This is a genomic window from Frigoribacterium sp. Leaf186 (assembly GCF_001423905.1).
GTDB lineage: Bacteria > Actinomycetota > Actinomycetes > Actinomycetales > Microbacteriaceae > Frigoribacterium.
The window spans coordinates 36,307-63,227 of the sequence record NZ_LMPQ01000009.1 but is presented as its reverse complement, the minus strand read 5'-3'; the positions used below and the strand labels follow the sequence as shown (position 1 = coordinate 63,227).

Genomic DNA, 26,921 nt, shown 5'->3' with positions numbered 1-26,921 from the left:
CCGTGGCGACCTACGTCCTCAAGCGCCTCGGCCAGGGCCTGCTCACCGTGTTCCTCACGGTGTCGACGGTCTTCGTGCTGATCCGCCTCGCACCCGGCGACCCGGCCGTCGCCTACGCCGGCCCCCTCGCCACGAACGAGCAACTGGCCGCGGTGCGCGAGCAGTTCGGCCTGGACGACCCGCTGCTGCAGCAGTACGGAGTGTTCCTCCAGCAGCTGTTCACGGGCAACCTCGGCACCTCGTACTCGTTCCAGGCACCGGCCGTGCAGGTCGTGCTCGAACGGCTGCCGTACACGCTGACCCTGTCGTTCGCGGCGATCCTGCTGGCCGCGGTCGTGTCGATCCCGCTCGGCGTCTGGATGGCCCGCCGCACCGACACCCGCAGCGAGACCGGCGTCAACGTCGTCGCGATCGCCGGCCAGTCGATGCCCGACTTCTGGACCGGCATCCTGCTGCTCAGCGCCTTCGCCGTGGTGATCCCGGTCTTCCCCGCCTCGGGGTTCGCGACCTGGGGCGGCCTCGTGCTGCCGACCGTGACGATCGCCATCTTGCAGGTGGCCCTCATCTCGCGGCTCGTCCGGCGCGAGATGGCGACGAACTTCTCGGCGCCCTACCTCACCGTGGCCCGCTCGCGCGGCGTCTCGGAGCGTGCCCTGACCTGGCGCTACGCCATGGGCAACTCGGCGATCCCCGTCTTCACGGCCCTCGGCACCCGCTTCGCGGCGATGCTGAACGGCGTCGTCGTGGTCGAGGTCGTGTTCGCCTGGCCCGGCGTCGGGTCGCTCATCGTGCGGGCCCTCGAGACCCGCGACTACCCCCTCATCCAGGCGACCGTGCTGGTCACGTCGCTGCTCGCCGTCGGCGTCCAGCTGCTGATCGACCTCGCCTACCCCCTGCTCGATCCGCGCGTGCGGCTCGGAAAGGCGAGTGCCGCATGAGCCACCTCGACACCGCCGGACGCCCGTCCGGCCCGACGACGGCCGGCCGTGCCGGTGCCGCGACCGCCCGCACCGCCGGTGCGGAAGCACAGGAGGCGCGACCCACCGCGGTCACGCCGCGCCTGCTCAAGAGGTCCGAGGCGGCCAGGCGGTCCTCCGCCGCACGGGTCAAGCTGTGGGTCGGCGCGATCTCCGCCCTCGTGGTGATCGTCCCGATCGTGCTGGCCCAGGCCCTGCCGCTGCCCGACGCGAACGGCCAGGACCTCGGCAACCGCCTCGCGCCTCCGTTGACGGCCGGTCACCTGTTCGGCACCGACCAGCTCGGCCGCGACCTGCTGTCGCGGGTGCTGCACGGCGGGCAGGTCTCGCTCGCGATCGGCGTGCTCGCCGTCATCGTCTCGGGCGCCATCGGCGTCGTGCTCGGCTCGATCGCCGGCTTCTACGGGCGCTGGGCCGACACGCTGATCAGCCGCCTGCTCGAGGCCCAGATGTCGCTGCCGCTGCTCATGATGCTGTTGCTCGTCGTGGCGCTGTTCGGCCCGTCGATCCCGGTGATCACCTTCGTCATCGCGATAGCGCAGTGGCCCGAGGTCGCGCGACTGACGAGGTCGCTCGTGCTCGTCGAACGGGAGAAGCCCTACGTGTCGTCGGCGAGGACCCTCGGCCTGAACCGCTTCACCATCTTGCTGCGCCACGTCGTGCCCAACGTGATCAAGCAGGCGACCCTGGTCGTGCTGCTGCTGCTCGCCCAGGCGGTGCTGCTCGAGAGCGCCCTGAGCTTCCTCGGGGCGGGCCCGCAACGGCCGTTCGCCACCTGGGGCCGGATCATCTCGGACGGCCAGGACTACGTCACCACCGCGTGGTGGATGGTCACGATCCCTGGCCTGTTCATCGTGCTGCTGGTCGTCGGGGTGAACCTGCTGGGCGACGCCCTGCGGGACCGGCCGCGCCGGTCGGCGGCCTCGCGCCTCCGTAAGTTCGTCGGGCTGCGGCCCGGCGCGTCGGCGACCGAGAAGGACGGAACCCTCGCATGAGCCCCACGACCCCCGCCGCGACCGACGCCGACCTGCTGCTCGAGGTGCGCGACCTGCAGATCGAGCTGATGACGACGAACGGCGTCGTGCGCGCCGTCGACGGCGTCTCGTTCCACATCGCCCGCGGCGAGACCGTCACGATCATCGGCGAGTCCGGCTCGGGCAAGTCGACCACCGCCATGGGCGTGCTGCAGCTGCTGCCCGCCGACCTCGCGGTCGTCTCGGGGCACGTGCGCATCACGGGCCTCGACGTGCTCGCCGACGCCTCGGCGGTTCGGACGGTGCGCGGGCGAGCCGTCGCGCTGATCCCCCAGGACCCCATGACGGCTCTCAGCCCCGTGCGGTCGATCGGCTCGCAGCTCGGCGAGGCGATCCGCATCGCGGGGGCGGCCAGCGGGCGCGCCGCCGTCACCGCCCGGGCCGTTCGCCTGCTCGAACAGGTGCACATCCCCGACCCGACGGCCCAGCTGAAGAAGTTCCCGCACCAGCTCTCGGGCGGCATGCTGCAGCGCGTGCTGATCGCGATCGCGCTGGCCTGCGAGCCGCAGCTGATCGTGGCCGACGAGCCCACCAGCGCCCTCGACGTGACGGTGCAGGCCGGCATCCTCGACCTGTTGCTCGAACTGCAGGAGCAACGCGGCATCGGCCTGCTGATGATCACCCACGACCTCGGCGTCGCCCGCCTGGTGTCCGACCGCATCCACGTGATGAAGGCGGGCGTGTTCGTCGAGTCGGGCGACGTCCGGCAGATCGTCGAGCACCCGGCCGAGCCCTACACCCAGGGGCTGCTCGCCGCCGTGCCCACCCTGGGCGCCTGGGACGAGACCCCCGCCACGACCACGACCAGCAGCAGCGACCGCCCGGAGGCCACCCGTGTCTGACACCATCCTCGAGGTCGACGACCTGGTCGTCGACTACGGCAGCGGCACGAGCGCCCACCGCGCCGTCGACCACGTGTCGTTCTCGGTGCGCCGCGGCAGCACCTTCGCCATCGTCGGCGAGTCGGGCTGCGGCAAGTCGACGATCGCCAAGGCGGTCATGCGGCTGCTGCAGCCGACCAGCGGGCGCATCGTGCTCGACGGCACCGACCTGGCGACCCTGTCGGAGGCGCGGCTGCGGCCCCTGAGGCACCGGTTCCAGATGGTCTTCCAAGACCCCTACGGCTCGCTCGACCCGCACCTGAGCGCCCGCGACATCGTCGCCGAGCCGCTGCGGCTGAAGGGCGTGCGGTCGGCGCAGGACCGCGCCACCGAGGCCGCCCGCCTGATCGACCGGGTCGGGCTGCCCTCGACGGCGCTCGACCGCCGCCCGCACGAGTTCTCGGGCGGCCAGCGCCAACGCATCGGCATCGCGCGGGCACTCGCTTCGAGCCCCGACCTGCTGATCTGCGACGAGGCGACGAGCGCCCTCGACGTGTCGGTGCAGGCCCAGGTGCTCGAGCTGCTGCGCGAGATCCAGGTCGACACGGGCATCACCTACGTCGTCATCTCGCACAACCTCGGCGTCGTGCAGCAGATCAGCGAGAGCGTGCTGGTCATGAAGCAGGGGGCCGTCGTCGAGCAGGGCGCCACCGCCCAGGTGCTCACCTCGCCCGCCGAGGACTACACGCGCCGCCTCCGCCGCGCGGCCCTCGACCCCGCCACGATGACCGGCGTCAAGCCGCGCCACGTCGTCCGCAGTCTCTCGTTGGGAGCCACCGCATGACCCGGACCGACTCCGGAACCACCACGTCCACCGACGGCGATGCCGTCGCCGCCCCGGCCACCGACACGGCCACGACGGTCGACGGGACCGGCACCCGCGCCGCGCCTCCCCGGCTCGTGCTCGGCACGATGACGTTCGGCGACACCGTCGACGAGGCCACCGCCGGCCGCATGCTCGACACGGCGCTCGACGCCGGCGTCAGCTGGATCGACACCGCCAACGCCTACGTCGGCGGCGTGACCGAGACGATGCTCGGCCGACTGCTGGCCGGGCGCCGCGACGACGTCGTGCTCGCCTCGAAGGCGGGCATGCCGCACGCCGACGCCGACGGGCTGCCGCCGCTCGCGGCCGCGGCCCTGCGGGCGAGCGTCGAGGCGAGCCTCCGGCGCCTGGGCACCGACCGGCTCGACCTCTTCTACCTGCACCAGCCCGACCGGCTGACCCCGCTCGACGAGACCCTGTCGACCGTCGCCGCCCTGGCCGACGAGGGCAAGCTGCTCTCGCTGGGCGTCTCGAACTACGCCGCCTGGCAGATCGGCGACGTCGAACGCGTGGCCGACGCCGTCGGGGCACCGCGCCCGGTCGTCGCGCAGCAGCTCTGCAACCTCGTGGCCCGACGCCTGGACGACGAGTACCTCGAGTTCGCGAGCGTCCACGGCATCGAGACGATGGTCTACAACCCGCTCGGCGGCGGCCTGCTGACCGGTCGCCACCGGTTCGACGAGACCCCCGCCGACGGTCGCTTCGGCGACTCGGCCCTCGCCGAGATGTACACGAAGCGGTACTGGGACGCCGGGCTGTTCGCCGCGATCGACCGCCTGTCGGGCGTCGCCGCCGAGGCCGGGGTCTCGCTCGTCGAGCTCGCCCTGCGCTGGGTCGCCCACCGGCCGGAGGTCGGCTCGGTGCTGCTCGGCGGGTCGCGCCCCGAGCAGCTGACCGCCAACGTCGAAGCGATCGCCGCCGGACCGCTGCCGGCCGACGTCGTCGCCGCATGCGACGACATCGGGCGGTCGCTGCGGGGGCCGATGCCTCCGTACGCTCGGTGACCCGCGCCTCCTGGCCCGCGCCTCCCGACCCGCGCGTCCCGACCCGCACCCCCTGACCCGCGCGTCCCGCCCCGCGCCTCCCGCCCCACCCGCACGAACCGCACGAGAGAGAGCCCCATGAGCACCGCCAGCGACTTCGCCCGCACGATCCGCCACCGTGAGAAGGCGGTCGGCTACTGGGTCACCCTCGACGCGCCGCCGGCGACCGAGCGCATCGCGCGGCTCGGCTACGACTACGTCTGCCTCGACGCGCAGCACGGCCTCTTCGGCTACCGGGGCATGATGACCGGCCTGCTCGCGATCGACGCCGGGCAGACCTCGGCCGGCCTGGTGCGGGTCGAGGCCAACGACATCACGCCGATCGGCAAGGCCCTCGACGCCGGGGCGGCGGGCATCATCGTGCCGCTCGTCGACACCGCCGACGACGCCGCGGCCGCCGTGCGCAGCGCGAAGTACCCGCCGCACGGACGCCGCTCGTACGGGCCCATGCGCTCGAGCCTGCGCATCGGACCCGTGCCCGCCGAGGCGAACGACACCACGATCGTGCTCGCCATGATCGAGACGCCCGACGGCCTCGCGAACGTCGAGGCGATCGCCGCCACCCCCGGGCTCGACGGGCTCTACGTCGGACCGAGCGACCTCTGCATCGCGGTCGGCGGCGCCTACCCCGGCGACCCGGCCGTGCAGGAGGCCTTCGACGCGGCGCTCGTCCGCGTGGCCGCCGCGGCCGAGGCGGCGGGCATCGCCGCGGGCATCCACACCCCGCACGGCGACGTCGCCCGGCAGCGCCTCGCGGCCGGCTACACCTTCGCCACGGTCGCCGGCGACCTCAACCACCTCGAGGCCGCGGCGCGCGACCACCTGCAGCGCGCGCTCGCGATCGACGACGCGACCCCGGGAGGCGCGGCGTGAGCACCGACGACACGGTCACGGCCGAGGGCGATCCGGCCACGGTCGGCACGGCGTCGGGCGACACGGCCTCGGGTACCACGGCGACCGGCGGCGCCGTCGCGGATGCCCCGGAGCGGATCGTCGCCGACGGCCGACTGCGGCCCGACGCGGACGGGCGCGAGTGGGCGTACCTGCCGACGGCCACGGTCCAGTCGCACGCGGCGAACCTCGCCGAGCTGCCCGACGGCCGCCTGGCCTGCGTCTGGTTCGGCGGCACGCAAGAGGGCGTGTCCGACATCCACGTCTGGTCGTCGACGCTCGACGCCGGCACCTGGTCCGAGCCCGTCGGCCTCAGCGACGACCCGGCGCGCTCCGAGCAGAACCCCGTGCTCTTCGTCGCCCCCTCGGGCGACGTCTGGCTGCTCTACACGGCGCAGCGCGCCGGCAACCAGGACTCCGCCGAGGTGCGCCGCCGGGTCTCGACCGACGGCGGCACCACCTGGGGCGAGCCGTCGACGCTCTTCGCGGCGGACGAGACCGGCGGCGTCTTCGTGCGCCAACCGCCGCTCGTGACCCGCGGCGGCGACCTGCTCGTGCCGGTCTTCCGGTGCGTGACGACCCCCGGGCGGGCGTGGGTGGGCGACCACGACACGAGCTCGGTCATGACCTCCCGGGACGGCGGCGACACGTGGGGTGAGGTCGCCGTCCCGGGCAGCACCGGGGCCGTGCACATGAACGTGCACGAGCTGCCCGACGGGTCGCTGCTCGCGCTGTTCCGCAGCCGTCGGGCCGACGCCGTGCACGAGTCGCGCTCGACCGACGGCGGCCGCAGCTGGTCGCCGCCCGTGCCGACCGAGCTGCCCAACAACAACTCGTCGGTGCAGTGGGTGCCGCTCGCCGACGGACGACTCGCGATCGTCTACAACCACCGGCGTGCCGACGCCACGACCGAGCGCCGGCTCGGGCTCTACGACGAGATCGACGAGTCCGGCATCGTCGAGCAGGCCGTGCTGCCCGGGGCGGCCGTCGACGCCGATGCCGACGGCGGCATCGACGCCGACGCCGACCGGGAGGCGCGGGTCGGCGAGGGCCGGACGGCGTTCTGGGGCACGCCGCGGGCGCCCATGTCGCTGGCCGTGTCGTCGGACGGCGGCCGCAGCTGGCCGCACCGCGTCGACCTCGAGGACGGCGACGGCTGGTGCCTCTCGAACAACTCGCGCGACGGGCTCAACCGCGAGCTGTCGTACCCGAGCATCACGCAGACGAGCGACGGTGCCGTGCACGTGGCCTACACCTGGCACCGCCGGGCGATCCGCCACGTGCGCCTGGCGCCCGCCGACCTGCCCGGCCCTGACCTGCCCGGCCCCGACCTGCCCGGCTCCGGCCTCGCGGGCTGAGCCGTGGTCGACGACGAGACGGGTGCCGGTCGGCACGCCGTCGTCACGGGCTGCAGCTCGGGCATCGGGCGGGCGATCGCCGAGTTCCTGTTGGCCGAGGGCTGGCACGTCACGGGGCTGAGCCGCCGGCCGGTCGACCTCGGCGTCGGCTTCGCCTGGATCGGCTGTGACCTCGCGGTGCCGGCCGGCGTCCGGGCCGCGGTCGCCGACGTGGGCCGGGTCGACGCGATCGTGCACGCCGCCGGGTTCCAGGTCGCCGCGCCGCTCGGCCGACTCGACCCGGCCGCCCTCGAGGGCATGTCCGCCGTGCACGTGGGGGCGGCCGCCGCCCTCGTCGACGCGCTCGTCGACCGCCTCTCGGACGAAGGGCGCATCGTCCTGATCGGCAGCCGCACCGCCGTCGGCGTCGCGGGCAAGAGCCAGTACGCGGCGACGAAGGCGGCGCAGGTCGCCCTGGCCCGCAGCTGGGCGGCCGAACTGGCGCCCCGCGGCGTCACCGCCAACGTCGTGGCGCCGGGGCCCACCGACACGCCGATGCTCGCCGACCCGGCCCGCGCCTCCTCGGCTCCGGTCGTGCCGCCGCTGGGCGCGCTCGTCGACCCGGTCGACGTGGCCGCGCTCGTCGCGTTCGTGCTCGGGCCGCACGGGCGCAGCATCACGGGGCAGGCGCTCGTCGTCTGCGGCGGCGCCTCGCTCTGAGGCCCGGGGGTCCAGGGTGCCGACGGCCGCAGCGGCCGGGGTCGCACCACCGTCGAGTCGTCGAACCACCCCGGAGCGTGGTTCGACGACGCGACCGTGGGGCGTCCTGCCCCGGGCGAGTGTCCAGAAACCGCTGCGGGACCCCGCCGTTGTTTTGACTGATTCAAAAGAAGGCGTACAGTGGTGTCAACGCCGACGGAGGCCAGGGCAACCGTCGAGCACCTCGGCCGAGTCCTCCCCCGCCGGTCACCGCCCGCTCGATCGAACCGATCGCGGGCCCCCGACCAGCAGCACCCACCAGCACCAGCCCAGCCCGAGGAGTCACCGTGAACACCACCGCCACGACCACCCGCACCGCCACCACCCCCCTCGGCGGCCGCTACGTCGGCACGACCGCCCCCGCGACCGTCGGCTCGTACGTCGGCTCGGTCGCCGCCGACGTCACCCCCGGCACCTACGTCAGCACGAGCGCCCGCCGCGACCTCGCGATCGGCCGCTACACCGCCAGCGCATTGCGCCGCCTCTCGACCGGGACGGCGTCCGTCCGTACGGCCACCGGCTCGATCCACACGGCGACCGGTTCGGTCCGCACCGCGTAGTCACGCCCCTCGCGGCCGCACGACCTGAACCCGTGCGGCCCGACCCGAGGAGGCGCGGGTCGCGTCCCCGGCGACGCCCTGCCCGGCCGCACGACCTGAACCCGTGCGGCCCTGCCCGAGGAGGCGCGGGTCGCGTCCCCGACGACGCCCACCCCGCCGCCTCACACGACATGCCGCCCACCTCGAGAGGTGGGCGGCATGTCGTGTCTCGTCGGCGCGGCGACCGCCTACAGCGTCGCGGCCGACGGGTCCCAGCCCTCGTCGAGCGGCACGGGCTGCTGCACGGCCGACTCGACGGCGACGGGCGAGCCCTGCTCGGCGGCCGACGAGATCGCCAGCAGGACGTCGAGCACGTGCGAGGCGACCGCTCCGCTGGCCCGCTCGGCGTCTCCGCCGCGGATGGCCCGGGCGAGGTCGAGCACGCCCGACCCGCGGCCGTAGGTCGACCCCACGGCCGTCAGCGTCTCGGGCTCGTCCCGACCGAAGCGCCAGAGGCTCGAGTCGCCCTCGAACGTGTTCGGGTCGGGCAGCACGAGGGTGCCCTCGGTGCCGCTGATCTCGACGAACCCCATGCGCGGCAGGGCGTTCTGGAACGAGAACGTCGACTGCGCCGACTGCCCGCCCGCGAACTCGATCAGGGCCGCGTGGTGCGTCGGCACCTCGACGGGGAAGGTCTGACCGGCCCGGGGGCCACTGCCGACCGTCCGCGTGTCGAACGACTTCGACGACACCGCACTGACCCGACTGGCCGACCCGAAGGCGTGCACGAGGGTCGTCACGTAGTACGGCCCCATGTCGAACAGGGGGCCCGCGCCGATCGCGAACAGGAAGTCGGGGTTAGGGTGCCACGACTCGGGCCCGGGCACGTGGAACATCGTGGTCGCCGTCAGCGGCTGACCGATGTCGCCGCGCGCGATGGCCCGCATGGCGGTCTGCACGCCGGCACCGAGCACGGTGTCGGGCGCGCAGGCGACGCGGACGCCGGCGGCCTCGGCGGCCGCGAGCAGGTCGCGGGCCGAGTCGTGGTCGAGCGCGAGCGGCTTCTCGCTCCAGACGTTCTTGCCGGCGGCGACGATGCGACGACCGACCTCGGCGTGCGCGGCGGGGATCGTCAGGTTGACGACGATCTCGATGTCGTCGATCGCGAGCAACTCGTCGACCGTGCCGTGCCCCGGCACGCCGTGGGCCTCGGCCTGCGCCTTCGCGCGGTCGAGGTCGATGTCGGCGACGAAGAGCACCTCGAGGTCGGCGAAGCGCGTCATGTTCTCGAGGTACGTGCTGCTGATGACGCCCGCGCCGATGACGCCGACGCCGACGCGGCCGGTGCGACCGCCCGTGGCGTCGAGGCCGCTCATGCGTCGTTCTCCTGCAGCCAGGCGAACGACTCGGCGACGCCGTCGAAGACGTCCTTCGCGTAGTCGTCGAACTCGACGACGCGCAGCGCGTGCGGCGCGGCCGCGAGCACGGCCGCCACGTCGACGTCGCCCTGGCCGGCCGGGGTCTGGTTCTTGAAGGCGGCGGCGAGCGCGTCCGGCACCTCGAGGGCGCTCTCGCTGCTCGGCAGGGCCGTGGCGATGTCGCCCGAGATCTTGCCGTCCTTGACGTGCAAGAACTGCACGCGGTCGCCCAGCGAGCGCAGCAGCGCCGGGGTGTCCATGCCGCCGACGGTCGACCAGAACGTGTCGATCTCGAGGACGACGTCGTCGTTCAGGCGCTCGAGGAAGAAGTCGTAGACGGGCCGGCCCTCGACCTGGTTCGCGAACTCCCACTGGTGGTTGTGGTAGCCGAAGCGCAGGCCCGAGGCCGCGGCGAGCACCTGCAGCTCGTTGACGCGGTCGGCGATGGCTCGCGCGTCGTCGGCGGTCTGCCACCGGTCGCTGGGGATGAACGGGTCGATGACGGTGCCGATGCCGAGCTGGACCGCGGCCGCGAAGGCCTTCTCGGGCTCGTCGGAGTCGATGACCGGTGCGTGGCCCGACGGGGCGGTGACGCCCGAGTCGGCGAAGGCCTTCTCGAACTCGTCGGCGCGCTCGACGAACGAGTACGGCTCGACCTTGGTGAAGCCGATCTCGGCGATGCGGGCGACGGCGCCCTGCAGGTCGGCCGAGACGGCGTCTCGGACCGTGTACAGCTGCACGGAGGGTGACGAGGGCATGGGGGACTCCTTTGTCGTGGTGACGGCGGGTGGCTCCAGTCAACTCTGCCACTTGTGTCGACCGGTGACAAAAGATCGACGCGAATCGACACAGATCAGGTCTCGACGACGGCCGTCGCCCATCAGCCCGAGCGACGCCCACGGCGCCCCCGACGCCAGGAGGCGCGGGTCGGGGAGCGCGGGAGGCGCGGGTCGGGAGGCGCGGACGGTGGCCGACCCGCGCCTCCCGGGTTCACCGCCGGTCGGCCGTCTCGCGGTCGTCGACCGTGCGCACGGCGCCGGTCTCGACGCGCTCGGCGAGGATGCGCCGACGACGACGGCCGAGCGACAGGGCCCCCGGCACCACGAGGACGACGGCGATCGCGATCCACAGCCCGACGGTCAGCGGGCTCGACACGAGGATGCCGGGGTCGCCCTCGGACAGGATCATCGCCCGGCGCAGCTGCTGCTCGAGCAGCGGCCCGAGGATCAGCCCCACGACGGCCGGGGCCACCGGGATGTCGGCGATCCGCAGCAGCAGGCCGAGCGCACCGATGCCCGCCAGCAGGAACAGGTCGGTGGTCGACCCGCCCGCCGAGTAGGCGCCCAGGCAGGCGAACACGACGACCGCGGCGTAGATGGCCCACGCCGGGATGGTCAGCACCCGGGCCCACACCTTGACCAGCGGCAGGTTGAGCACGAGCAGCATCACGTTGCCGATGTAGAGCGACGCGATGAGCGCCCAGACGAGGTCGCCCGACTCGGCGAACAGGGTCGGCCCGGGCTGCAGGCCGTACGACTGGAACGCCGTGAGGATGACCGCGGCGGTGGCCGAGGTGGGCAGCCCGATGGTCAACAGCGGCACGAGCACGCCCGCTGCTGCGGCGTTGTTCGCGGCCTCGGGCCCGGCGACGCCCTCGATGGCGCCGTGGCCGAACTCGTCCTTGTGCTTCGACAGCCGCTTCTCGGTCGCGTACGACAGGAAGGTCGGGATCTCGGCCCCACCGGCCGGCAGCGACCCGATCGGGAACCCGAGAGCCGTGCCGCGCAGCCAGGCGGGCCACGAGCGCTTGAACTCCTCGCGGGTCAGCAGGGCACGCCCCTTGACGGGCTGGACGGTCGTGCGGCCGGTCTTCGCCAGGACGTGGCCGAGGGCCTCGCTGATGGCGAAGAGGCCGACGACCACGAGCACGACGTCGATGCCGTCGAAGAGGCCGCCGTTGCCGAAGGCGAGCCGGGCCTGGCCGGACTGCGCGTCGATGCCGACGAGTCCGATGGTCAGGCCGATCAGCAGGCTGGCGGCCCCCTTCAGGAGGCTCGGGCCGAGCAGTGCGGACACGGTCACGAACGCGATCACCATGAGGGCGACGTACTCGGGCGGCCCGAGCTGGACGGCGAAGTCGGCCACCCACGGGGCGACGAACGTGATGGCGATCGTGCCGACCGTGCCGGCGACGAACGAGCCGAGCGCGGCGGTGGCGAGGGCCGACGCGGCGCGACCGGCCTTGGCCATCTTGTTGCCCTCGATCGCCGAGACGATCGAGGCGGACTCCCCCGGGGTGTTCAGCAGGATCGACGTGGTCGACCCGCCGTACATGCCGCCGTAGTAGATGCCGGCGAACAGGATCAGCGCCGCCGCCGGGTCGAGGCGGAAGGTGATGGGCAGCAGCAGTGCCACCGTGAGGGCCGGCCCGATGCCGGGCAGCACGCCGACCGCGGTGCCGATGGTGACGCCGAGCAGCGCCCAGAGCAGGTTCTCGGGCGTGAGGGCCGCTTCGAAGCCCTGCATCAACAGGTTCAGCTGGTCCATGGTCTAGAACCCCCAGGGCCCGGCCGGCAGGGCCAGGCCGATCACGCGGTCGAACAGCAGGACGATGACGCCGGCCAGCACGAGGCCGTAGAGGGCCAGGCGCCACCACGGTCGTGGCGAGCCGAGCACCAGCGCCCCGGCCACGAACAGGGCGACCGAGACGACGGTGAAGCCGACGAACGGCAGCAGCAGCCCGTAGACGACGATGCCGGCCAAGAGGCCGAGCACGCTCCAGAGGCGCGGGCTGACCGGGCCGACGCCGCGACGCACGACGACCAGGACGAAACGCAGGTTGACGACGACGAGCGCGGCACCCACCACCGCGAGCAGCACCCCGATGATGGTCGGGAAGGCCGCCGGCCCGAGCGGCTCGCTGGTCGGGCGCAGCGACGCGGCGTCGCTCAGCACGACGACCGCGGCCACGACGAGCAGCAGGCCGACGACGGCCGTGACGGCACCGCTGACCACCGCCGGGTGGTCGACGGCCCGCGCGGCGACGGACGACGGAGGCGCGGCGCGACGGTCGCGGACCGTCCGCACCTCGGTGGTGTCGAGGCCGGGCGGCCCCGGCTTCTCGCGCCGGCGGGCGCTCATCGGTCGCCTCCCAGCCCGATGTCGTCGAGGACCGTGCCGATGGTCTCCTCTTGCGCGGCGACGAACTCGTCGAACTCGGGCCCGGTGAGGAACTCGTCGCCCCACCCGCGGGTCTGGACGATGTCGCCCCAGGCCTCGGTGTCGTGCATCTCGGTGAGCATGGTGACCAGCGCCTCCTCGTCTTCTTCGCTGATGCCGGGGGGCGCGGCGACGCCGCGCCAGTTCTGCAGCTCGACGTCGAGGCCCTGCTCGTGGAACGTCGCCACGTCGGGCAGGTTCTCGACCCGCTCGGGGCTCGACACCGCGAGCGCCCGCACCGAACCGTCGGCGATGTAGGGCGCGATCTCGCTGATGCCCGAGATGCCCGCGGTCGAGCGACCCGAGAGCAGCGTGGTGAGCGCCTCGCCGCCGCCCGAGTGGGCCACGTACGAGACCTCGGCCGGGTCGGCACCGGCCGCCTGCGCGAACAGGCCGGCGAGGATCTGCTCGACCCCGCCCGCCGAACCGCCCGAGATCGACTGGGCGCCGACGTCGTCGCGCATGAGCTGGGCGAACTGGTCGAGGGTCTCGATCTCGGAGTCGGCCGGCACGACCAGCACGAGGTACTCGGTGCTCAACCGGGCCAGCATCGTGACGTCCTGCAGCGAGTACGGCGACTCGTTCGTGATGACGGCACCGATCATGATCGCGCCGGTGGCCATCAGCTGGCTCGCGTCGCCGCGGTGCTGGACGAACTGGGCGAGGCCCGGGGTGCCGCCCGCGCCGCCGACGTTGTAGACCTCGCTGCGGCCGATCACGTCGGCGAGCGAGGACTGCATGGCGCGGGCCGTCTGGTCCCAGCCGCCGCCGGGGTTGGCCGGCGCCATGATGCGCAGCTGCTGGCCGCCGAGGGCGGCCTGGATGGCGGTCGCCGGGCTGGCGCTGCGGGCCAGGTTGGTCGTCACGAGGGCGACCACGACGGCGATCGCGAGGGCCACGACCACCCCCAGGCCGATGCGGTCTCGAAGGCCCCCGCCGGGGGCACGTTCGTCTGCGGGCACCGTTGCTCCTCATCGATCGTCGACGTCTTCGTCACACTCTGTATACAGTGACGAGCCCCGGGCGTCAACGAGGAGGCGCGCTCGGCCGGGCGGGTCAGCCCAGTTCGGCGTCGACCTCGAGGCGCAACAGGTCGAGCCGGATCTCACGCGCGCGCTGCATGTGCCGCCGGGCGACGGCACCGGCGCGCACGGCGTCGCGCTCGCGGATCGCCGCCACGATCAGGGCGTGCTCGTCGAGGGCCTCGACCCAGCGGTCGCCCACCGACAGGGTCGAGCTCGGGGTGTGGATCAGGTGGACCGACAGCCGTTCGAGCAGGTCGAGCAGCACCGGGTTGTGGGCCGCGTCCCACAGCGCGGCGTGGAACTCGAGGTTCGTCGTCATGCGCAGGCGGTCGGGGGGGTCGACGAGCGCGCGGTCGCGGGCCACGAGCCCGTCGAGCCGTTCGAGGTCGTGGTCGTCGCGGGTGCCGGCGGCCTGCGCCGCCACCTCGGCCTCGAGCATGATGCGCACGTCGTAGACCTGCACGACCTCCCGCGCGTCGACGCGCTTGACGAAGAGGCCCCGGGCTCCGCGTTCGAGCAGCCGTTCGTGCTCGAGTCGCCCGAGCGCCGCCCGCACGGGCGTGCGCGAGACGCCGAAGCGCTCGGCCAGCACGACCTCGCGCAACGCGGCACCGGGCGGGATGACGCCCGACAGGATCTGCGCGCGCAGCTCGTCGTGGATCGAGTCGCCGTCGTGTCGCGTGGGCCGCTCGGCCACGTCACCGCGCACGTCGTCGGCCGCGGCCGCACCCGCGGCGCCCGCCGACCTCACCGGCTAGGCGGCCAGGCCGGCCCGCCGGCCGAACACCGCCCCTGCCGCCAGGCCGGAACCCCCGGGGTAGTTGCCGGAGAAGAGCCCGCCGAGCGCCTCGCCGACGGCGAAGAGCCCCGGCACGGTCGACCCGTCGTCGCGTCGCACCCGGCCGTCGACGTCGCCGGCCAGTCCGCCGAAGGTGAAGGTGATGCCACAGGTCACAGGGTAGGCGAAGAACGGACCCGTCTCGAGGGGCGTCGCCCAGTTGCTCTTCGGGGGCGTGACGTCGGCCCGACGGCCGTCCTTGACGGTCGGGTCCCACGGCACCGAGAGGTCGATCGAGGCGTTGTACTCGCGGATCGTCGCGACGAACGCCGCCGCGTCGACGTCGAGCGAGGCGGCGAGCTGCTCGAGCGTGTCGGCCTGCACGACGCTGATGCCGGGCATGTCGTACTCCTCGGTGCGCAGCATCGGCCGCAGGGTCGCGTCGAAGACCTGGTAGGCGATGCCCCCGGGTTGTTCGAGGATGCGCCCGCCGAACTTGGCGTACGTGTAGTTGCGGAAGTCCTCGCCCTCGTCGACGAAGCGTCGGCCCTCACGGTTCACGATGACCCCGAGCGGGTAGCTCTGGCGGGTGAAGCGGTTGGTCAGCTCGCGGTTGCCCTCGTTGTCGGGGTGGAACGCGTCCCACTGCACGCTGTGCGCGGTGGACCAGTCACCGCCCCGGGCGGCACCGAGGTCGAGGGCCGCCTCGATCAGCTCGCCCGTGTTGAGGGGCGTGCCGCGCACGACGGCGGAGCCCCAGCCCGGGCCGAGGTGGCGCTCCCGCAGCTCGGGGCTCGACTCGAACCCACCCGACGCGACGACCACCGACTCGGCCCGCACCTCGTGCTCGCGGCCCTCGGCGTCGACGCAGGTCACGCCCGTGACCGAGACGGGCGCCGCGCCTCCTGCCGGGGCGTCACCGCCGTCCGACGCGCCGCGCGCGGGGGACGTGACGAACCCGGTGACGCGGACCCCGTAGGCGACCCGGTAGCCGAGCCGCTCGGCGACGGCGCGGTGGTCGGCGATCAGGCCCTTGCCCCCGTCGACGTTGCCGAGGTGGAGCCCGCCCCAGAACAGGTAGCCGCCGCCGTCGCGCTCGTACGCCTGACGCTCGTACATCAGGCGGTAGCGGAGGCCGAGGTCGTGCAGCCAGGCGACGGCGTCACGCGACTCGTCGACGAGCACGGCGGTCATGTCGGGGTCGTTGCGACCCGAGGTGACCTTCCGGAGGTCGGCCGCGTACTCGGCGGCCGGGTACGGCGGCACCTCGGTGACGTCGTGCCGGTCGTCGGGCTCGACGATGTCGACCAGGTCGGCGAGCCCGGCGTGCGCGATGCGGGTCGCCCCGGCGGTGTAGTAGCTGTTGCCACCCGACTCGGCTTCGTCGCCTCGTTCGAGCAACAGCACCCGGCGACCTCGTGAGGCGGCGGCGTGGGCCGCGGTGAAACCGGCGTTGCCACCGCCCACCACGACGACGTCGACGGACTCGGGCAGGGGCGTGTCGGGCATGGGGTTCTCCTCGTCGAGACGGATCATTAGTGTATACACTAATCCGCACGGTGTCGAGGCGGCGAGGCCGTTCGTCCGCCGACCCCCCGAACGGGCGCGGCCGCGCAGGACGGCCTACCGTCGCACCTGTCATGACGCCCCCGACCGACCCGACCGCCGCCACCCCCGCCACCCCCGCCACCTCCGGCGCGGGTGACGCCACCGTGGCGCCGGTGGTGGGCTCGGTGGACGCTCCCGACCTGCACCTCATGACCTACAACATCCGTCGCCGCATGCCCCAGGTGCTCTCGACGAGGCACGCGCGGGCGGACCGCTGGGCGTCCCGCCTGCCGGCGCTGCGCCTCCTGCTCGAGGCGGAGCGCCCGTCGGTGCTCGGCGTGCAGGAGGCGCTGCCCGACCAGTCCGCGCAGCTCGCGGAGGCCCTCGGCGAGCGGTACGCGTCGGTGGGCACCGGGCGCGACCGCGACCGCGGCGGCGAGCGCGTCGAGCTGCACGTCGACACCACCCGGCTGCGGATCGTGCGGTACGAGTCGTTCTGGTTGTCGGCCACGCCCCGCGTGCCCGGGTCGCACACCTACGGCAACATGATCCCCCGCACGGCCGTCCACGCCGAGCTCGCCGACCTCGCCACGGGCGCCCGGCTGCACATCGTCGTGACGCACTTCGACCACCTCTCGGCCCGGTCGCGGCGGCACTCGGCCGTGCAGCTGCGCACCTTCACCGACGCCCTCGAGGGGCCCGTCGCGGTGATGGGCGACTTCAACGCCGTCGTCGACTCCCCCGCGCACCGCGAGCTGACCCGCGGGCGACTGGTCGACAGCCGCGAGGTCGCCGACGAGCGCCTCGACCCCGGCTGGGGCTCGTACTCGAACTACGGTCCACCGCGCGTCGGGGGCCGCCGCCTCGACTGGCTGCTCGTCGACGGCGCCGCCCACGTCGAGCGGGCGGGCGTCGGGGCCCTCCGCCCCGGCGGCGTCGCTCCCTCCGACCACGACCCGGTGCACGCCGTCGTACGCTGGCCGCACCGCCCCCAGGAGGACTGACATGCCCACCGTCGCCGAGACCTTCCTGCGCCGCCCGCACGGCACCCTCGAGTACGTCGCCGACGCCGTGCGGGTGGTCGCCGCCCTGAGCGTCGTCGTGGTCGGCGTCGGGTGGGGAGTCGTCGAGATCGCGGTGCTGATGCTCGCGCTGCTCGGCACCCTCGTGCCCCGCATGCTGGGCCTGCGAGCCTCGGTCGACCTGATGGTCGGCGTCGCCGTCCTCGGTGCCGCCTGGAGCAGCGTCTTCGAGCTCTACACGCGCATCACCGGGTACGACACGGTCGTGCACTTCGTGCTGAACGGCCTGCTGGCCGCGGTCGTCGTCGTGCTCGCCCAGCGGGCCGGCTGGGTGGTGTCGCTCGTCCACGCCGGACGAGGAGGCGCGGGTCGCTCCGCCCGCGTCGGCTCAGTCGTGCTGACGGTCGCCTTCGGCCTGACCGCGGGCACCCTGTGGGAGATGGGCGAGTGGGCGGGCCACACCCTCGTCGACTCGGCGATCTTCGTGGGCTACGACGACACCGTCGGCGACCTCGCCGCGGGCGGCCTCGGCTCGCTGCTGGTCGGGCTGGCGCTGCCGTTCGTCGTGGGGGGTGACGTCCGTGAGCGCGTCGCGCGCGCCTCCTCGTCCGGGGTCGTCGGCGGGGTCGACGCCGTCGGCCACGGCCGCCCGCGCGTCCACCACCGGTGACGGCGTCCAGCCCAGGCGCGTGAAGAGCCCGGCCGGGTCGGCCCGCAACCAGCGCGACCAGGGCAAGCCGTCGGTGCCGTGCACCGTGAACGAGTGCAGCGCCCGGTAGGTGCGCAGCCACGGCGCGTTGCCCGGGTCGAGCGGTCGGGCCGAGATGCCCGTGACGACGTCGCGGCGGTAGGCGATGCGACCACGGCCGGCGAGCTGACGGTCGCCGAGGTGCAGGGCGAGGTCCATGTCGTCGTGCAGCAGGACCTCGTGCCGGTGCACCTCGTCGCGGACGTCGAGCCACGCGGTGCGACGCATCATCATCGTCGAGCCGAACAGCGGCCAGTGCGCCAGGGCTGCCCCGATGACGAGGTGGTACGCGCCGACGTAGAGGGCCGACAGCAGGCGCTCGACGCCGACGGGCGCGTCGTAGAAGCGGGCGTTCGTGCTGACGGCCAGAACGTCGGGGTCGTCGGCGAGGGTGCCCACGAGGTCGGCGACCCAGGTGCGCGGCAGGACGCTGTCGGCGTCGACCCGCCCGATCAGGTCGGCGGGCGGCTCGGTGCCGGCCTCGGCCCCCACCCCGGCGGCGGCGTCGTAGCCGGTGCTCGCGGCCGCGGCGATGCCCACCTGGGGCTCGGTGACCACGCGGGCCCCGTGGCGCAGGGCCACCTCGACCGTGTCGTCGGTGCTGCCGTTGTCGACGACGATCACCTCGTCGGGCACCCGGGTCTGCCGGGCGAGCGACCGGAGGCACGCGTCGAGCAGGGCTCCGTCGTCTCGGACGGGGACGACCACACAGACACGCACCCGCCCATCCAACCCGGTCGAAGGCGTTCCCGTCGACCGCCCACACCCCACGAAGTCGCCGAGACCCCCGTGCGCGCACGGGGGTCTCGGCGGTTTCCCGGGGTCTGGCCGCACCTCCGCCCGGCGGGAGCAGACTCGGCGCATGATCCCGACCGCCGCCGAACCGATCGTCCCGATGCTCGCCAAGGCCGTGGCCGAGGTGCCCGAGCCCGACTCGGTCGAGGGCGGGCTGAGCTACGAGCCGAAGTGGGACGGGTTCCGCGGCATCGTCTACGCCGTGCGGGCCGAGGCCGATGCGGACGCCGATGCGGACGCGGGCGCCCCGGACGGCGCCCCGCTGACGATCGAGATCGGCAGCCGCGGATCGAAGATGCTCACCCGGTACTTCCCCGAACTCGTCGAGGCCCTCGCGCGCGTGCTGCCCGGGCCGTGCGTCCTCGACGGCGAGATCGTCGTCCGCACCGGAGAGCCGGGCCACGAACGCCTCGACTGGGAGGCCCTCGGCCAGCGCATCCACCCCGCCGCCTCGCGCGTCGCCACGCTCAGCGTCGACACCCCGGCGACGTTCGTCGCCTTCGACCTGCTCGCCCTCGGCGACCGCGACCTGCTCGACCTCCCGTTCGCCGAGCGTCGCGCGCTGCTGCTCGAGACCGCGGGAGGCGCGGGTCACCCCCTGCACGTCACCCAGGCGACCGACGACGTCGCCACGGCCCGTCGCTGGCTGACCGAGTTCGAGGGCGCCGGGCTCGACGGGGTCGTCGCGAAGCCGACCCGCGCCTCCTACGCTCCGGGCAAGCGGACGATGCTCAAGGTGAAGCACCACCGGACCGCCGACGTCGTCGTGCTCGGCTACCGCGTCCACAAGAGCGGCGCGGGGGTGGGGTCGCTGCTGCTGGGGCTGTACGACGACGCCGGCGAGCTGACCAACGTCGGAGGCGCGTCCGCGTTCTCGGACGCCCGTCGCCTCGAGCTCGTCGACGAGTTGGCGCCGTTCGTCGACCGCGACGACGACGGCGAGGTGCGGCACGCCGAGACCGAGCGCAGCCGCTTCTCGTCGGGCAAGGACGTGTCGTTCGTGCCGCTCCGCCCCGAGCGCGTGGTCGAGGTGCGCTACGACCAGATGGAGGGCACGCGCTTCCGCCACACCGTCCAGGTCGAACGGTGGCGCGACGACCGCGAGGCCCGCTCGTGCGGCTTTGACCAGCTCGAGGTGCCCGCGACGTACGACCTGGGCGAGGTGCTCGCGTAGGCGACCCGCGCCTCCTCGGCCGCCGGCACCGCGTCTCGGGCACCGCACCGCGTCTAGTCGAGGTGCGAAGCACGAAACGTGGTGCCGCGCGGTGCGGTCAGTTAGCGGCGGGCTTGCGCGCCCGGCTGGGCTGCACGCGGGGCGGTTCGCCCGGCATCTTCGGGAAGTCGGGCGGGAACGGCAGCTCGCCGAGGCCGTCCGCGACGTCGCGCTCCCACCAGCCGAGCAACGCGTCGATGCGTCCGGGCGACTCGTGCATCGACGCCCACGGATCGCCGTGCGTCTGCACCCGATCGGGCACCGTCAGCACGGTGTGCTCGGCGGGGTCGACGCCGGGCAGGTCGTCCCAGGTGACCGGCAACGACACGGAGGCGCGGGGCAGCGCCCGGGGAGACCAGGCCCCCGCCATGGTCCGGTCGCGGTTGGCCTGGTTGTAGTCGACGAAGAGGCGGTCGCCGCGCTCCTCCTTCCACCAGGCGGTGGTGACGCGGTCGGGCGTGCGACGTTCGAGCTCGCGGGCGGCGGCGATGACGGCGTGTCGCACCTCGAGGAACTCGTGCGTCGGCTCGATCGGGGCGAAGACGTGCAGGCCCCGGTTGCCGCTCGTCTTGACGAACGCGGTCAGGCCGGCCTCGTCGAGCACGGCCCGCAGGTCGAGCGCGGCGGTCACGGCGTCGGCGAAGCTCGTGCCCGGCTGCGGGTCGAGGTCGATGCGCAGCTGGTCGGGCAGGTCGGGCTGCTCGGCGCGGCTCGCCCACGGGTGGAAGACCAGGGTGTTCATCTGCGCGGCCCACACCGCGGCGGCGGGCTCGTCGATCACGAGCTGCGGGTGCACGCGGCCGCTCGGGTACGTCACGTCGACCGCCCGCACGTAGTCGGGCGTGCCCCGCGGCGGGTTCTTCGAGAAGTACTGGTCGCCGTCGACGTCACCTCCGAAGCGCTGCAGCGAGATCGGGCGGTCGCCGTTGGCGGCGACGAAGGGCGTGCCGACCTCGGCCAGGTACCGGGCCAGGTCGAGCTTCGTCACGCCGAGGTCGGGCCAGAGCACGCGCGACGGACTGCTGATGCGGACGTCGCGGTCGCCCACCCGCAGGGTCGTCGCCTCGGATGCCATGCCCGTGAGGCTAGTCCCGCCGGGTCGGCACGGGTCGGCGCGGGTCGGCACGGGTCTGCACGGCCCCACCCCCTGTTCCGGCGCTCAACCGCTGCCTAGGCAAATCGTCGACCGCCGAACGACAGGGTCACGTTCACGGGTCGTTCACCTGCGCGTCGCCTCCGTCCGAGATGGTTCGGTCGACACCCGACCGAACGGACCCCCGCATGCGCACGCCCCTGCTCCGCCTCGGCGCCCTGACCCTGGCCGGCTCGATCGCCGCCGCCGGGCTCGTGGCCACGAGCGCCCTGCCCGCCCTCGCGGCCGACGCCGACGTCGTCGTCAACGAGATCGACACGACCGACGACTGGGTCGAACTGCTCAACACCGGCGCCACCCCGACCGACGTGTCGGGCTTCGTGCTGCGCGACAACAACGACACGCGCACCCTGGCCCTGCCCGCCGGCACCGTCCTCGCGGCCGGTGAGCGGCTCGTCGTCGACGTGAACGACGACACCGTGTGGGGCGCCGCCGCCTACGGGCTCGGACGCGACGACGCTGCACGACTCTTCGCCGCCGACGGCACGACCCTGCTCGACTCGTACGCCTGGACGCAGTTCCCGACGACGACCTACGGCCGCTGCGCCGACGGAACGGGCGAGTTCACGACCACGGCGGCGGGCACCCGGGGCGCGGCCAACTCGTGCGTCACGACGCCGGCCCCGACCGACCCCACCACGCCGGGCGACCCCGACCCCGTCCCCGCCGAGCCCGCCACCACCGACGTGGTGATCAACGAGGTCGAGTCCAACGGCGACGACACCGACTGGGTCGAGCTGACGAACGTCGGCACGGCTCCCGTCGACGTCTCGGGCTACACCTTCCGTGACGAGGACGACGTCCGCACCCCCTTCACCCTGCCCGCGGGCTCGGTCGTCGACCCCGGAGCGTTCTTCGTGATCGACCAGGCCTCGGGCTCGAACCCGGTCGGCTTCGACTTCGGGCTCGGCCAACCCGACTCGGCACGCCTGTTCGACACCGCCGGCACGCTCGTCGCCTCGTACGCCTGGAGCGTCCACAGCACGGTCAGCTACGGCCGCTGCCCCGACGGCACCGGTGACCTGACGACGACGACCGCGACGACGAAGGGCGCGGCGAACGACTGCTCGTCGCCCGTGCGCGTCAACGAGGTCGAGAGCCAGGGAGGCGCGCCCGGCGACTGGGTCGAGCTCACCACCGTGGGCGCCACGTCGGTCGACCTCGGCGGCTACGTGCTGACCGACTCCGACCCGACGCACCGCTACGTCATCCCGGCCGGCACGATCGTCGCGCCCGGCGGGTTCGTCGTGCTCGACGAGCTGACCCCGACCTCGGCCGGCTTCGACTTCGGGCTGGGCGGAGCCGACTCGGTGCGCCTGCTGCTACCGGACGGCACGACGGCCGCCGACGGCTCGACCGTCGCCGACGAGTACTCGTGGACGACGCACGCCGCCACCACCTACGGCCGCGGCCCCGACGGCACGGGCGACTTCGCCGTCACCTCGGCGGCCACCAAGGGCACGGCCAACACCTTCGAGGGCGTCTCGGTGCCGTCGGCCTGGCCGGGCGGACCCGACGAGGTCCCCCTGGACGACGAGGGCACCTTCACCGGCGACCTGAGCGGCCTCGACTACGAGCCGACCGGCACCGCGACCCCCGGCACGCTCTGGGCCGTGCAGAACGGCGACGGCCTGCTCTACCGCATCGTGTCGGACGGCACCGGCGGCTGGGCACCGCAGACGGCCGACGGCTGGGCCGCGGGCAAGAAGCTGCTCTACCCGAGCGGCATCGCGACCGACGTCGTCGACGCCGAGGGCGTCACGGTGGCCGACGACTCGTCCGCGGGTGGGGTCTACGTCTCGACCGAGCGGAACAACGCGTCGGGGTCGGTCAGCCGCCCGTCGGTGCTGCGCTACGACACGACCGCGGCCGGCGCGGCCACGACCCTGGTCGCGACCGACGAGTGGAACCTCGCCGCGGACTTCCCCGGCCTGGGGGCGAACGCGGGCCTCGAGGGCATCACCTGGGTGCCCGACGCGTGGCTGACCGAGGCGGGCTTCGTCGACGAGGCGACCGGCGCCTCCTACGATCCGGCCACCTACGCCGGCCACGGCGACGGGCTGTTCTTCGTCGGCGTCGAGGGCACCGCGAGCGTCTACGCCTACGCCCTGTCGGCGGACGGTTCGGCCGAGCGGGTCGCCACGATCGCGACGTCGTTCGCCCTGGTCGCCGACCTGCAGTTCGACGCCGACCTCGACGCGCTCTGGGTCGCCTGCGACGAGGCCTGCTCGGGCCGCACCGCGCTGTTCTCGGTCGACGACTCGGGCGCGTTCGCCGAGGACGTCGTCTACGAGGCCCCGGCGAACGCCGACCGGGGGCTCGCCAACGAGGGCTTCGCCATCGCCCCGGCGGCGACGAGCGTCGACGGGTTCCGACAGACGTTCTACGCGGACGACAACGACACCGACGGGTTCTCGCTGCGCGCCGGGACCTTCCCCGGCGTCGCGGCCGAGCCCGGCACGCCCGGCACGCCCGGTGACCCCGGCACGCCGGCCGACCCCGGCACGCCCGGTTCGCCGGTCGACCCCGGCACGGGCGTGACGCCCGTCGGGCAGGGCTCCGGCCCCGCCGCGGTGGACGGGCAGCTCGCCTTCACCGGGTCGGACGCCCGGTGGGCGGCGGCTGCGGCCCTGCTGCTCGTGCTGGCGGGGGCGGCGACCCTGGTCGTGCGCCGTCGTCGACTGACCCGCGACTGACCCGCGACGCCCCTGGAACCCCGTGTCGAACGATGCACCCGGAAGCTTTCGGGTGCATCGTTCGACACGGGGTGCATCGTCGTGCGGCGCCCGTCCGGCGACCCCGCCCGGCGGGCACATGTCCCCGTTCGCCCGATCCGGTACGTACCGGATCAGCCGAAGAGGGATGCGGGCACCAGGATCGCGCGAGCATCGGGCGGCGGACCGGCGGACCGGCGTGCCGGCGTGCCGGCGTGCCGGCGTGCCGGCGTGCCCCAGCGTCAGGGCTCAGGGGGCAGGGGCGTCGGTCATCGGCGTCGCCGTGCCCGTCACGGTGATGCCGCCGACGACGGGGACGTCGACCACGAGCACGCTCGGCCGGCCGACGTGCCGGCCCTGCCGCACCACCACCCGCGCAGGAGGCGCGATCAGGTCGAGCGCACGGAGGTACCCGCCCAGCGACGCGGCCGCCGAGCCCGTGGCAGGGTCTTCGGTGATCGCTCCGACGGGGAAGAGGTTGCGCGCCTCGACGACGGTCGCTCCGGACTCGTCGACACCCCGGTCGCAGAACACCGTCACCGTCCCGGCCCAGCCCTGCTCGTCCATCAGTGCCCGCAGAGCGGCCGGGTCGAAACCGAAGCCGTCGAAGACGTCCGACTCGCGCACCGCCACGATCGGGTGTCGGTTGCCCGCGAACGACTCCCGCAGGGGACGGCGCTCGTCGAGGTCGGCCCGGGTCAGCGCGAGCAGGGCAAGCAGTCGGTCGGCGACGGCCGGGTCGAGGTCACGCACGACGGGCACGACGCTCGTGAACGACGCCGTCACCACGCTCGTGTCGCGGCCCGCATCGGCCGCGGCACCAGCACCGGCATCGGCCCCGGCCCCGGCCCCGGCCACAGCTGCCTCCCCGGTCTCGACCGCACCTCCGCCCCGCGCCGTCTCAATCACGACCGGCCCGACCGCCGTGTCGACCGTGAACGCCCCGACCCCGCGTCGCTCGGCCAGGGCGACCGCGGTGGCGATCGTCGCGTGTCCGCAGAACGGCACCTCGGCCCCGGGCGAGAAGTAGCGCACGGCCACGTGACGGTCGTCCCCGGCGACCGACGCGTCGACGACGAAGGCCGTCTCGGCGTGACCCACCTCGGCCGCGATCCGCAGCATGTCGACGGCCGACAGGGACGCCGCGTCGAGCACGACGCCGGCGGGGTTGCCGCCGCCCGGGCCGTCGGCGAACGCTGTCAGGTGCAGCACCTCGACGGTCGAAGCCGACGCAGCGTCGGTCGAGAGGGGCGCGGGCGCGGGTCTGCGGTCGGTCACGACGCCACTGTGCCGCACCGCGCCTCCTCGTCGCCAGCGCCACCTCGCATCGGGTGGCCCGAGGCCGACCGGGTGGCGTCGCCCCCGTCGCCGGCATCAGCCCCCGCACCCGACCCCCGCTCGCCCCTCGACGCGCCGACGACGCGACCGGCCTCGAGCCGGACGACGCCGTGCGCCACGCCGATCAGCGCCGGGTCGTGCGAGACGACGAGCACGGCCACGCCGTCGGCCGCCACGTCGAGGAGCGTTGCCCGGATGCAGTCGCCGCTGGCGGCGTCCAGCCCGGTCGTCGGCTCGTCGAGCAGCAGCAGGTCGGCACCGCGGGCGAGACCGTGGGCGAGGAGGGCCCGCTGCCGCTGGCCCCCCGACAGCGCTGCGAACGGTCGGTGCGCGAGGTCGGTGACGTCCAGGCGGTCGAGGGCCTCGTCGACGGCGGCACGGGCCGGGCGGTCGAGGGGGCGCCAACGACCGATGTGACCCCAGGTGCCGACCGTGACGACGTCCCGCACGGTGACCGGCAGGCGGTCGGACACCGACGTCCGCTGCGGGACGAAGGCGGCCGCCGCGGTCGCCACGCGCGTCCCCGAGGTCGGCGGACGGACGCCCGCGACGACTTCGAGCAGCGTCGACTTGCCGGCCCCGTTCGGCCCGGCGACCACCGTGAGGGCGCCCGCGACCACGTCGAGGTCGACGTCCGCCAGGGCCACGTGGTCGCCGAACGAGACGCCCACCCCTCGGAGGCGCGCCGGGGACGAAGGAGCGGCGGCGGCGGTCGTCGTCATGCCACCACCCTAGTTGATAAGCATTCTCATTCTCAGCTACGGTCGTGTCTCGTGCCCTCCTTCTCCACCGCCGTCCTCGAGCCGTTCTCGCTCGACTTCGTCCAGCGCGCCCTCGTCGGCGGCGGGCTCGTCGCCGTCCTGTGCGGCGTCGTCGGCACCTGGGTGGTGGTGCGCGGCATGGCCTTCCTCGGCGAGGCCCTCGCCCACGGCCTGCTGCCCGGCGTCGCGCTCGCCACGGTGCTCGGCGCCCCCGTCCTGGTCGGCGGAGCACTCAGTGCCGTCGTCATGAGCCTCGGGGTCGCCGCACTGCAACGCCGCGGCCGGCTCTCGTACGACACGAGCATCGGCCTGCTGTTCGTCGCGATGCTCGCGCTCGGCGTCGTCGTGGTCTCGCACTCGGGCAGCTTCGCGACCGACGCCACGTCGATCCTGTTCGGCGACGTCCTCGCGATCTCGCCCACCGACCTCGCCCTGCTCGCGGCGGCGACCGTCGTCGGGGTGGCCCTGGCCGCCGCGTTCCACCGCCCGCTCGTGGCCCTCGCGCTCGACCCCCGCCTCGCCGCCGTGCTCGGGCTCGGGCCGCGCTCGGCGCAGGCCGTGCTCGTCGGGCTCGTGACCCTCGCCGTCGTCGCCTCGTACCAGGCCGTCGGGTCGTTGCTGGTCGTCGGCCTGCTGCTCGCACCGGCGGTCGCGGCCGGCCCCTGGACGACGCGCCTGCCCACCCGCATGGTGCTCGCGTCGGTGGTCGGGGTGCTCGCCGTGGTCGTCGGGCTGCTCGTCTCGTGGCACGCGGCCACGGCCGCGGGGGCGTCGATCGCGGCGACCGCCGTGGCCTTCGCCGGGCTGTCGGGAGCCGCCCGGGCCCTCGTCACCCGGCGGTGGCGCCGACGGCCCGCACCGCACCTCCCGGCGGCCGACGCCGTCCTCGCCTGACCGCCTCC

Annotated in this window: 24 protein-coding genes; 13 read left to right on the top strand and 11 right to left on the bottom strand. The window is 74.0% G+C overall.

Going from position 1 to position 26,921, the window contains the following annotated elements; all coding sequences use genetic code 11:
* The first annotated feature begins 2 nt into the window (after positions 1 to 2).
* The 9 genes from ASG05_RS06375 to ASG05_RS06335 all read left to right on the top strand — a co-directional run bounded on the left by ASG05_RS06375 (position 3) and on the right by ASG05_RS06335 (position 8,308).
* Entirely contained in the window at positions 3 to 938 is a 936-nt protein-coding gene (locus ASG05_RS06375; protein ID WP_056258983.1) for an ABC transporter permease, read from the top strand.
* Positions 935 to 1,972, top strand: a complete 1,038-nt coding sequence (locus ASG05_RS06370) for an ABC transporter permease (protein WP_082486507.1) — start codon at positions 935 to 937, stop codon at positions 1,970 to 1,972. Before ASG05_RS06375 ends, ASG05_RS06370 begins: the two co-directional genes overlap by 4 nt.
* Positions 1,969 to 2,853, top strand: a complete 885-nt coding sequence (locus tag ASG05_RS06365) for an ABC transporter ATP-binding protein (protein ID WP_056258981.1) — start codon at positions 1,969 to 1,971, stop codon at positions 2,851 to 2,853. The genes ASG05_RS06370 and ASG05_RS06365 overlap by 4 nt, the downstream gene beginning before the upstream one ends.
* Complete coding sequence (locus tag ASG05_RS06360; RefSeq protein WP_056258978.1) at positions 2,846 to 3,676, top strand: dipeptide/oligopeptide/nickel ABC transporter ATP-binding protein; 831 nt, start codon at positions 2,846 to 2,848, stop codon at positions 3,674 to 3,676. The genes ASG05_RS06365 and ASG05_RS06360 overlap by 8 nt, the downstream gene beginning before the upstream one ends.
* Positions 3,673 to 4,722, top strand: coding sequence for an aldo/keto reductase (locus ASG05_RS06355; protein ID WP_082486506.1), 1,050 nt, complete (start codon positions 3,673 to 3,675; stop codon positions 4,720 to 4,722). Before ASG05_RS06360 ends, ASG05_RS06355 begins: the two co-directional genes overlap by 4 nt.
* 117 nt (positions 4,723 to 4,839) lie before the next feature.
* Positions 4,840 to 5,634, top strand: coding sequence for an HpcH/HpaI aldolase/citrate lyase family protein (locus ASG05_RS06350; RefSeq protein WP_056258975.1), 795 nt, complete (start codon positions 4,840 to 4,842; stop codon positions 5,632 to 5,634).
* Positions 5,631 to 7,010 (top strand): exo-alpha-sialidase, encoded by a 1,380-nt coding sequence (locus ASG05_RS06345; RefSeq protein ID WP_369814042.1) that lies wholly within the window; start codon positions 5,631 to 5,633, stop codon positions 7,008 to 7,010. Before ASG05_RS06350 ends, ASG05_RS06345 begins: the two co-directional genes overlap by 4 nt.
* Before the next feature lie 3 nt (positions 7,011 to 7,013).
* A complete protein-coding gene (locus ASG05_RS06340) occupies positions 7,014 to 7,709 on the top strand; it encodes an SDR family NAD(P)-dependent oxidoreductase (protein ID WP_056258972.1) in 696 nt (231 codons plus the stop codon).
* Between the two features lie 326 nt (positions 7,710 to 8,035).
* Entirely contained in the window at positions 8,036 to 8,308 is a 273-nt protein-coding gene (locus tag ASG05_RS06335; RefSeq protein ID WP_056258968.1) for a hypothetical protein, read from the top strand.
* Between the two features lie 227 nt (positions 8,309 to 8,535).
* Here ASG05_RS06335 and ASG05_RS06330 read toward each other — a convergent pair whose 3' ends face one another.
* The 7 genes from ASG05_RS06330 to tcuA all read right to left on the bottom strand — a co-directional run bounded on the left by ASG05_RS06330 (position 8,536) and on the right by tcuA (position 16,236).
* On the bottom strand, positions 8,536 to 9,663 hold the full coding sequence (locus tag ASG05_RS06330; protein WP_056258965.1) for a Gfo/Idh/MocA family protein: 1,128 nt from the start codon (positions 9,661 to 9,663) through the stop codon (positions 8,536 to 8,538).
* Positions 9,660 to 10,463, bottom strand: a complete 804-nt coding sequence (locus tag ASG05_RS06325) for a sugar phosphate isomerase/epimerase (protein WP_200936770.1) — start codon at positions 10,461 to 10,463, stop codon at positions 9,660 to 9,662. Before ASG05_RS06325 ends, ASG05_RS06330 begins: the two co-directional genes overlap by 4 nt.
* A gap of 232 nt (positions 10,464 to 10,695) precedes the next feature.
* A complete protein-coding gene (locus ASG05_RS06320; protein ID WP_056258963.1) occupies positions 10,696 to 12,252 on the bottom strand; it encodes a tripartite tricarboxylate transporter permease in 1,557 nt (518 codons plus the stop codon).
* Positions 12,253 to 12,255: 3 nt separating this feature from the next.
* The gene (locus tag ASG05_RS06315; protein WP_056258960.1) at positions 12,256 to 12,846 is read right to left on the bottom strand and encodes a tripartite tricarboxylate transporter TctB family protein; all 591 of its coding nucleotides are present in this window, start codon (positions 12,844 to 12,846) and stop codon (positions 12,256 to 12,258) included.
* Complete coding sequence (locus ASG05_RS06310; RefSeq protein ID WP_056258958.1) at positions 12,843 to 13,886, bottom strand: tripartite tricarboxylate transporter substrate binding protein; 1,044 nt, start codon at positions 13,884 to 13,886, stop codon at positions 12,843 to 12,845. The genes ASG05_RS06315 and ASG05_RS06310 overlap by 4 nt, the downstream gene beginning before the upstream one ends.
* 94 nt (positions 13,887 to 13,980) lie before the next feature.
* A complete protein-coding gene (locus ASG05_RS06305; RefSeq protein ID WP_157490115.1) occupies positions 13,981 to 14,646 on the bottom strand; it encodes a GntR family transcriptional regulator in 666 nt (221 codons plus the stop codon).
* Between the two features lie 57 nt (positions 14,647 to 14,703).
* Positions 14,704 to 16,236 (bottom strand): FAD-dependent tricarballylate dehydrogenase TcuA, encoded by a 1,533-nt coding sequence (gene tcuA / locus ASG05_RS06300; RefSeq protein ID WP_056259185.1) that lies wholly within the window; start codon positions 16,234 to 16,236, stop codon positions 14,704 to 14,706.
* A gap of 131 nt (positions 16,237 to 16,367) precedes the next feature.
* On the opposite strand from tcuA, the gene ASG05_RS06295 reads away from it, so the two are divergent.
* On the top strand, positions 16,368 to 17,279 hold the full coding sequence (locus tag ASG05_RS06295) for an endonuclease/exonuclease/phosphatase family protein (protein WP_056258955.1): 912 nt from the start codon (positions 16,368 to 16,370) through the stop codon (positions 17,277 to 17,279).
* A gap of 406 nt (positions 17,280 to 17,685) precedes the next feature.
* On the opposite strand, the gene ASG05_RS06285 is transcribed toward ASG05_RS06295, so the two are convergent.
* Positions 17,686 to 18,765, bottom strand: coding sequence for a glycosyltransferase family A protein (locus ASG05_RS06285; RefSeq protein ID WP_235491425.1), 1,080 nt, complete (start codon positions 18,763 to 18,765; stop codon positions 17,686 to 17,688).
* A gap of 142 nt (positions 18,766 to 18,907) precedes the next feature.
* Between ASG05_RS06285 and ASG05_RS06280 the strand changes: the two genes are divergently transcribed.
* On the top strand, positions 18,908 to 20,014 hold the full coding sequence (locus ASG05_RS06280) for an ATP-dependent DNA ligase (protein ID WP_056258943.1): 1,107 nt from the start codon (positions 18,908 to 18,910) through the stop codon (positions 20,012 to 20,014).
* 97 nt (positions 20,015 to 20,111) lie between these two features.
* Here the strand turns inward: ASG05_RS06280 and ligD are convergent, their stop codons facing one another.
* Positions 20,112 to 21,128: a non-homologous end-joining DNA ligase gene (gene ligD, locus ASG05_RS06275; RefSeq protein ID WP_056258939.1), complete on the bottom strand. Its 1,017-nt coding sequence runs from the start codon at positions 21,126 to 21,128 to the stop codon at positions 20,112 to 20,114.
* 206 nt (positions 21,129 to 21,334) lie between these two features.
* Between ligD and ASG05_RS06270 the strand changes: the two genes are divergently transcribed.
* Positions 21,335 to 23,902: a lamin tail domain-containing protein gene (locus ASG05_RS06270; protein WP_056258937.1), complete on the top strand. Its 2,568-nt coding sequence runs from the start codon at positions 21,335 to 21,337 to the stop codon at positions 23,900 to 23,902.
* 267 nt (positions 23,903 to 24,169) lie between these two features.
* Here the strand turns inward: ASG05_RS06270 and ASG05_RS06265 are convergent, their stop codons facing one another.
* Positions 24,170 to 25,198, bottom strand: a complete 1,029-nt coding sequence (locus tag ASG05_RS06265; RefSeq protein ID WP_082486504.1) for a PhzF family phenazine biosynthesis protein — start codon at positions 25,196 to 25,198, stop codon at positions 24,170 to 24,172.
* Entirely contained in the window at positions 25,195 to 25,980 is a 786-nt protein-coding gene (gene aztA / locus ASG05_RS06260) for a zinc ABC transporter ATP-binding protein AztA (protein ID WP_082486503.1), read from the bottom strand. Before aztA ends, ASG05_RS06265 begins: the two co-directional genes overlap by 4 nt.
* 51 nt (positions 25,981 to 26,031) lie before the next feature.
* Between aztA and aztB the strand changes: the two genes are divergently transcribed.
* Positions 26,032 to 26,913 (top strand): zinc ABC transporter permease AztB, encoded by an 882-nt coding sequence (gene aztB, locus ASG05_RS06255; protein WP_056258936.1) that lies wholly within the window; start codon positions 26,032 to 26,034, stop codon positions 26,911 to 26,913.
* Positions 26,914 to 26,921: the final 8 nt, after the last annotated feature.

Coding starts and splice junctions, on each gene's coding strand:
- aztA (WP_082486503.1), bottom strand. CDS start 25,980: ATGACGACGACCGCCGCCGCCGCTCCTTCGTCCCCGGCGCGCCTCCGA.
- ASG05_RS06280 (WP_056258943.1), top strand. CDS start 18,908: ATGATCCCGACCGCCGCCGAACCGATCGTCCCGATGCTCGCCAAGGCC.
- ASG05_RS06270 (WP_056258937.1), top strand. CDS start 21,335: ATGCGCACGCCCCTGCTCCGCCTCGGCGCCCTGACCCTGGCCGGCTCG.
- ASG05_RS06320 (WP_056258963.1), bottom strand. CDS start 12,252: ATGGACCAGCTGAACCTGTTGATGCAGGGCTTCGAAGCGGCCCTCACG.
- ASG05_RS06295 (WP_056258955.1), top strand. CDS start 16,368: ATGACGCCCCCGACCGACCCGACCGCCGCCACCCCCGCCACCCCCGCC.
- ASG05_RS06330 (WP_056258965.1), bottom strand. CDS start 9,663: ATGAGCGGCCTCGACGCCACGGGCGGTCGCACCGGCCGCGTCGGCGTC.
- tcuA (WP_056259185.1), bottom strand. CDS start 16,236: ATGCCCGACACGCCCCTGCCCGAGTCCGTCGACGTCGTCGTGGTGGGC.
- ligD (WP_056258939.1), bottom strand. CDS start 21,128: ATGGCATCCGAGGCGACGACCCTGCGGGTGGGCGACCGCGACGTCCGC.
- ASG05_RS06325 (WP_200936770.1), bottom strand. CDS start 10,463: ATGCCCTCGTCACCCTCCGTGCAGCTGTACACGGTCCGAGACGCCGTC.
- ASG05_RS06365 (WP_056258981.1), top strand. CDS start 1,969: ATGAGCCCCACGACCCCCGCCGCGACCGACGCCGACCTGCTGCTCGAG.
- ASG05_RS06315 (WP_056258960.1), bottom strand. CDS start 12,846: ATGAGCGCCCGCCGGCGCGAGAAGCCGGGGCCGCCCGGCCTCGACACC.
- ASG05_RS06350 (WP_056258975.1), top strand. CDS start 4,840: ATGAGCACCGCCAGCGACTTCGCCCGCACGATCCGCCACCGTGAGAAG.
- ASG05_RS06370 (WP_082486507.1), top strand. CDS start 935: ATGAGCCACCTCGACACCGCCGGACGCCCGTCCGGCCCGACGACGGCC.
- ASG05_RS06355 (WP_082486506.1), top strand. CDS start 3,673: ATGACCCGGACCGACTCCGGAACCACCACGTCCACCGACGGCGATGCC.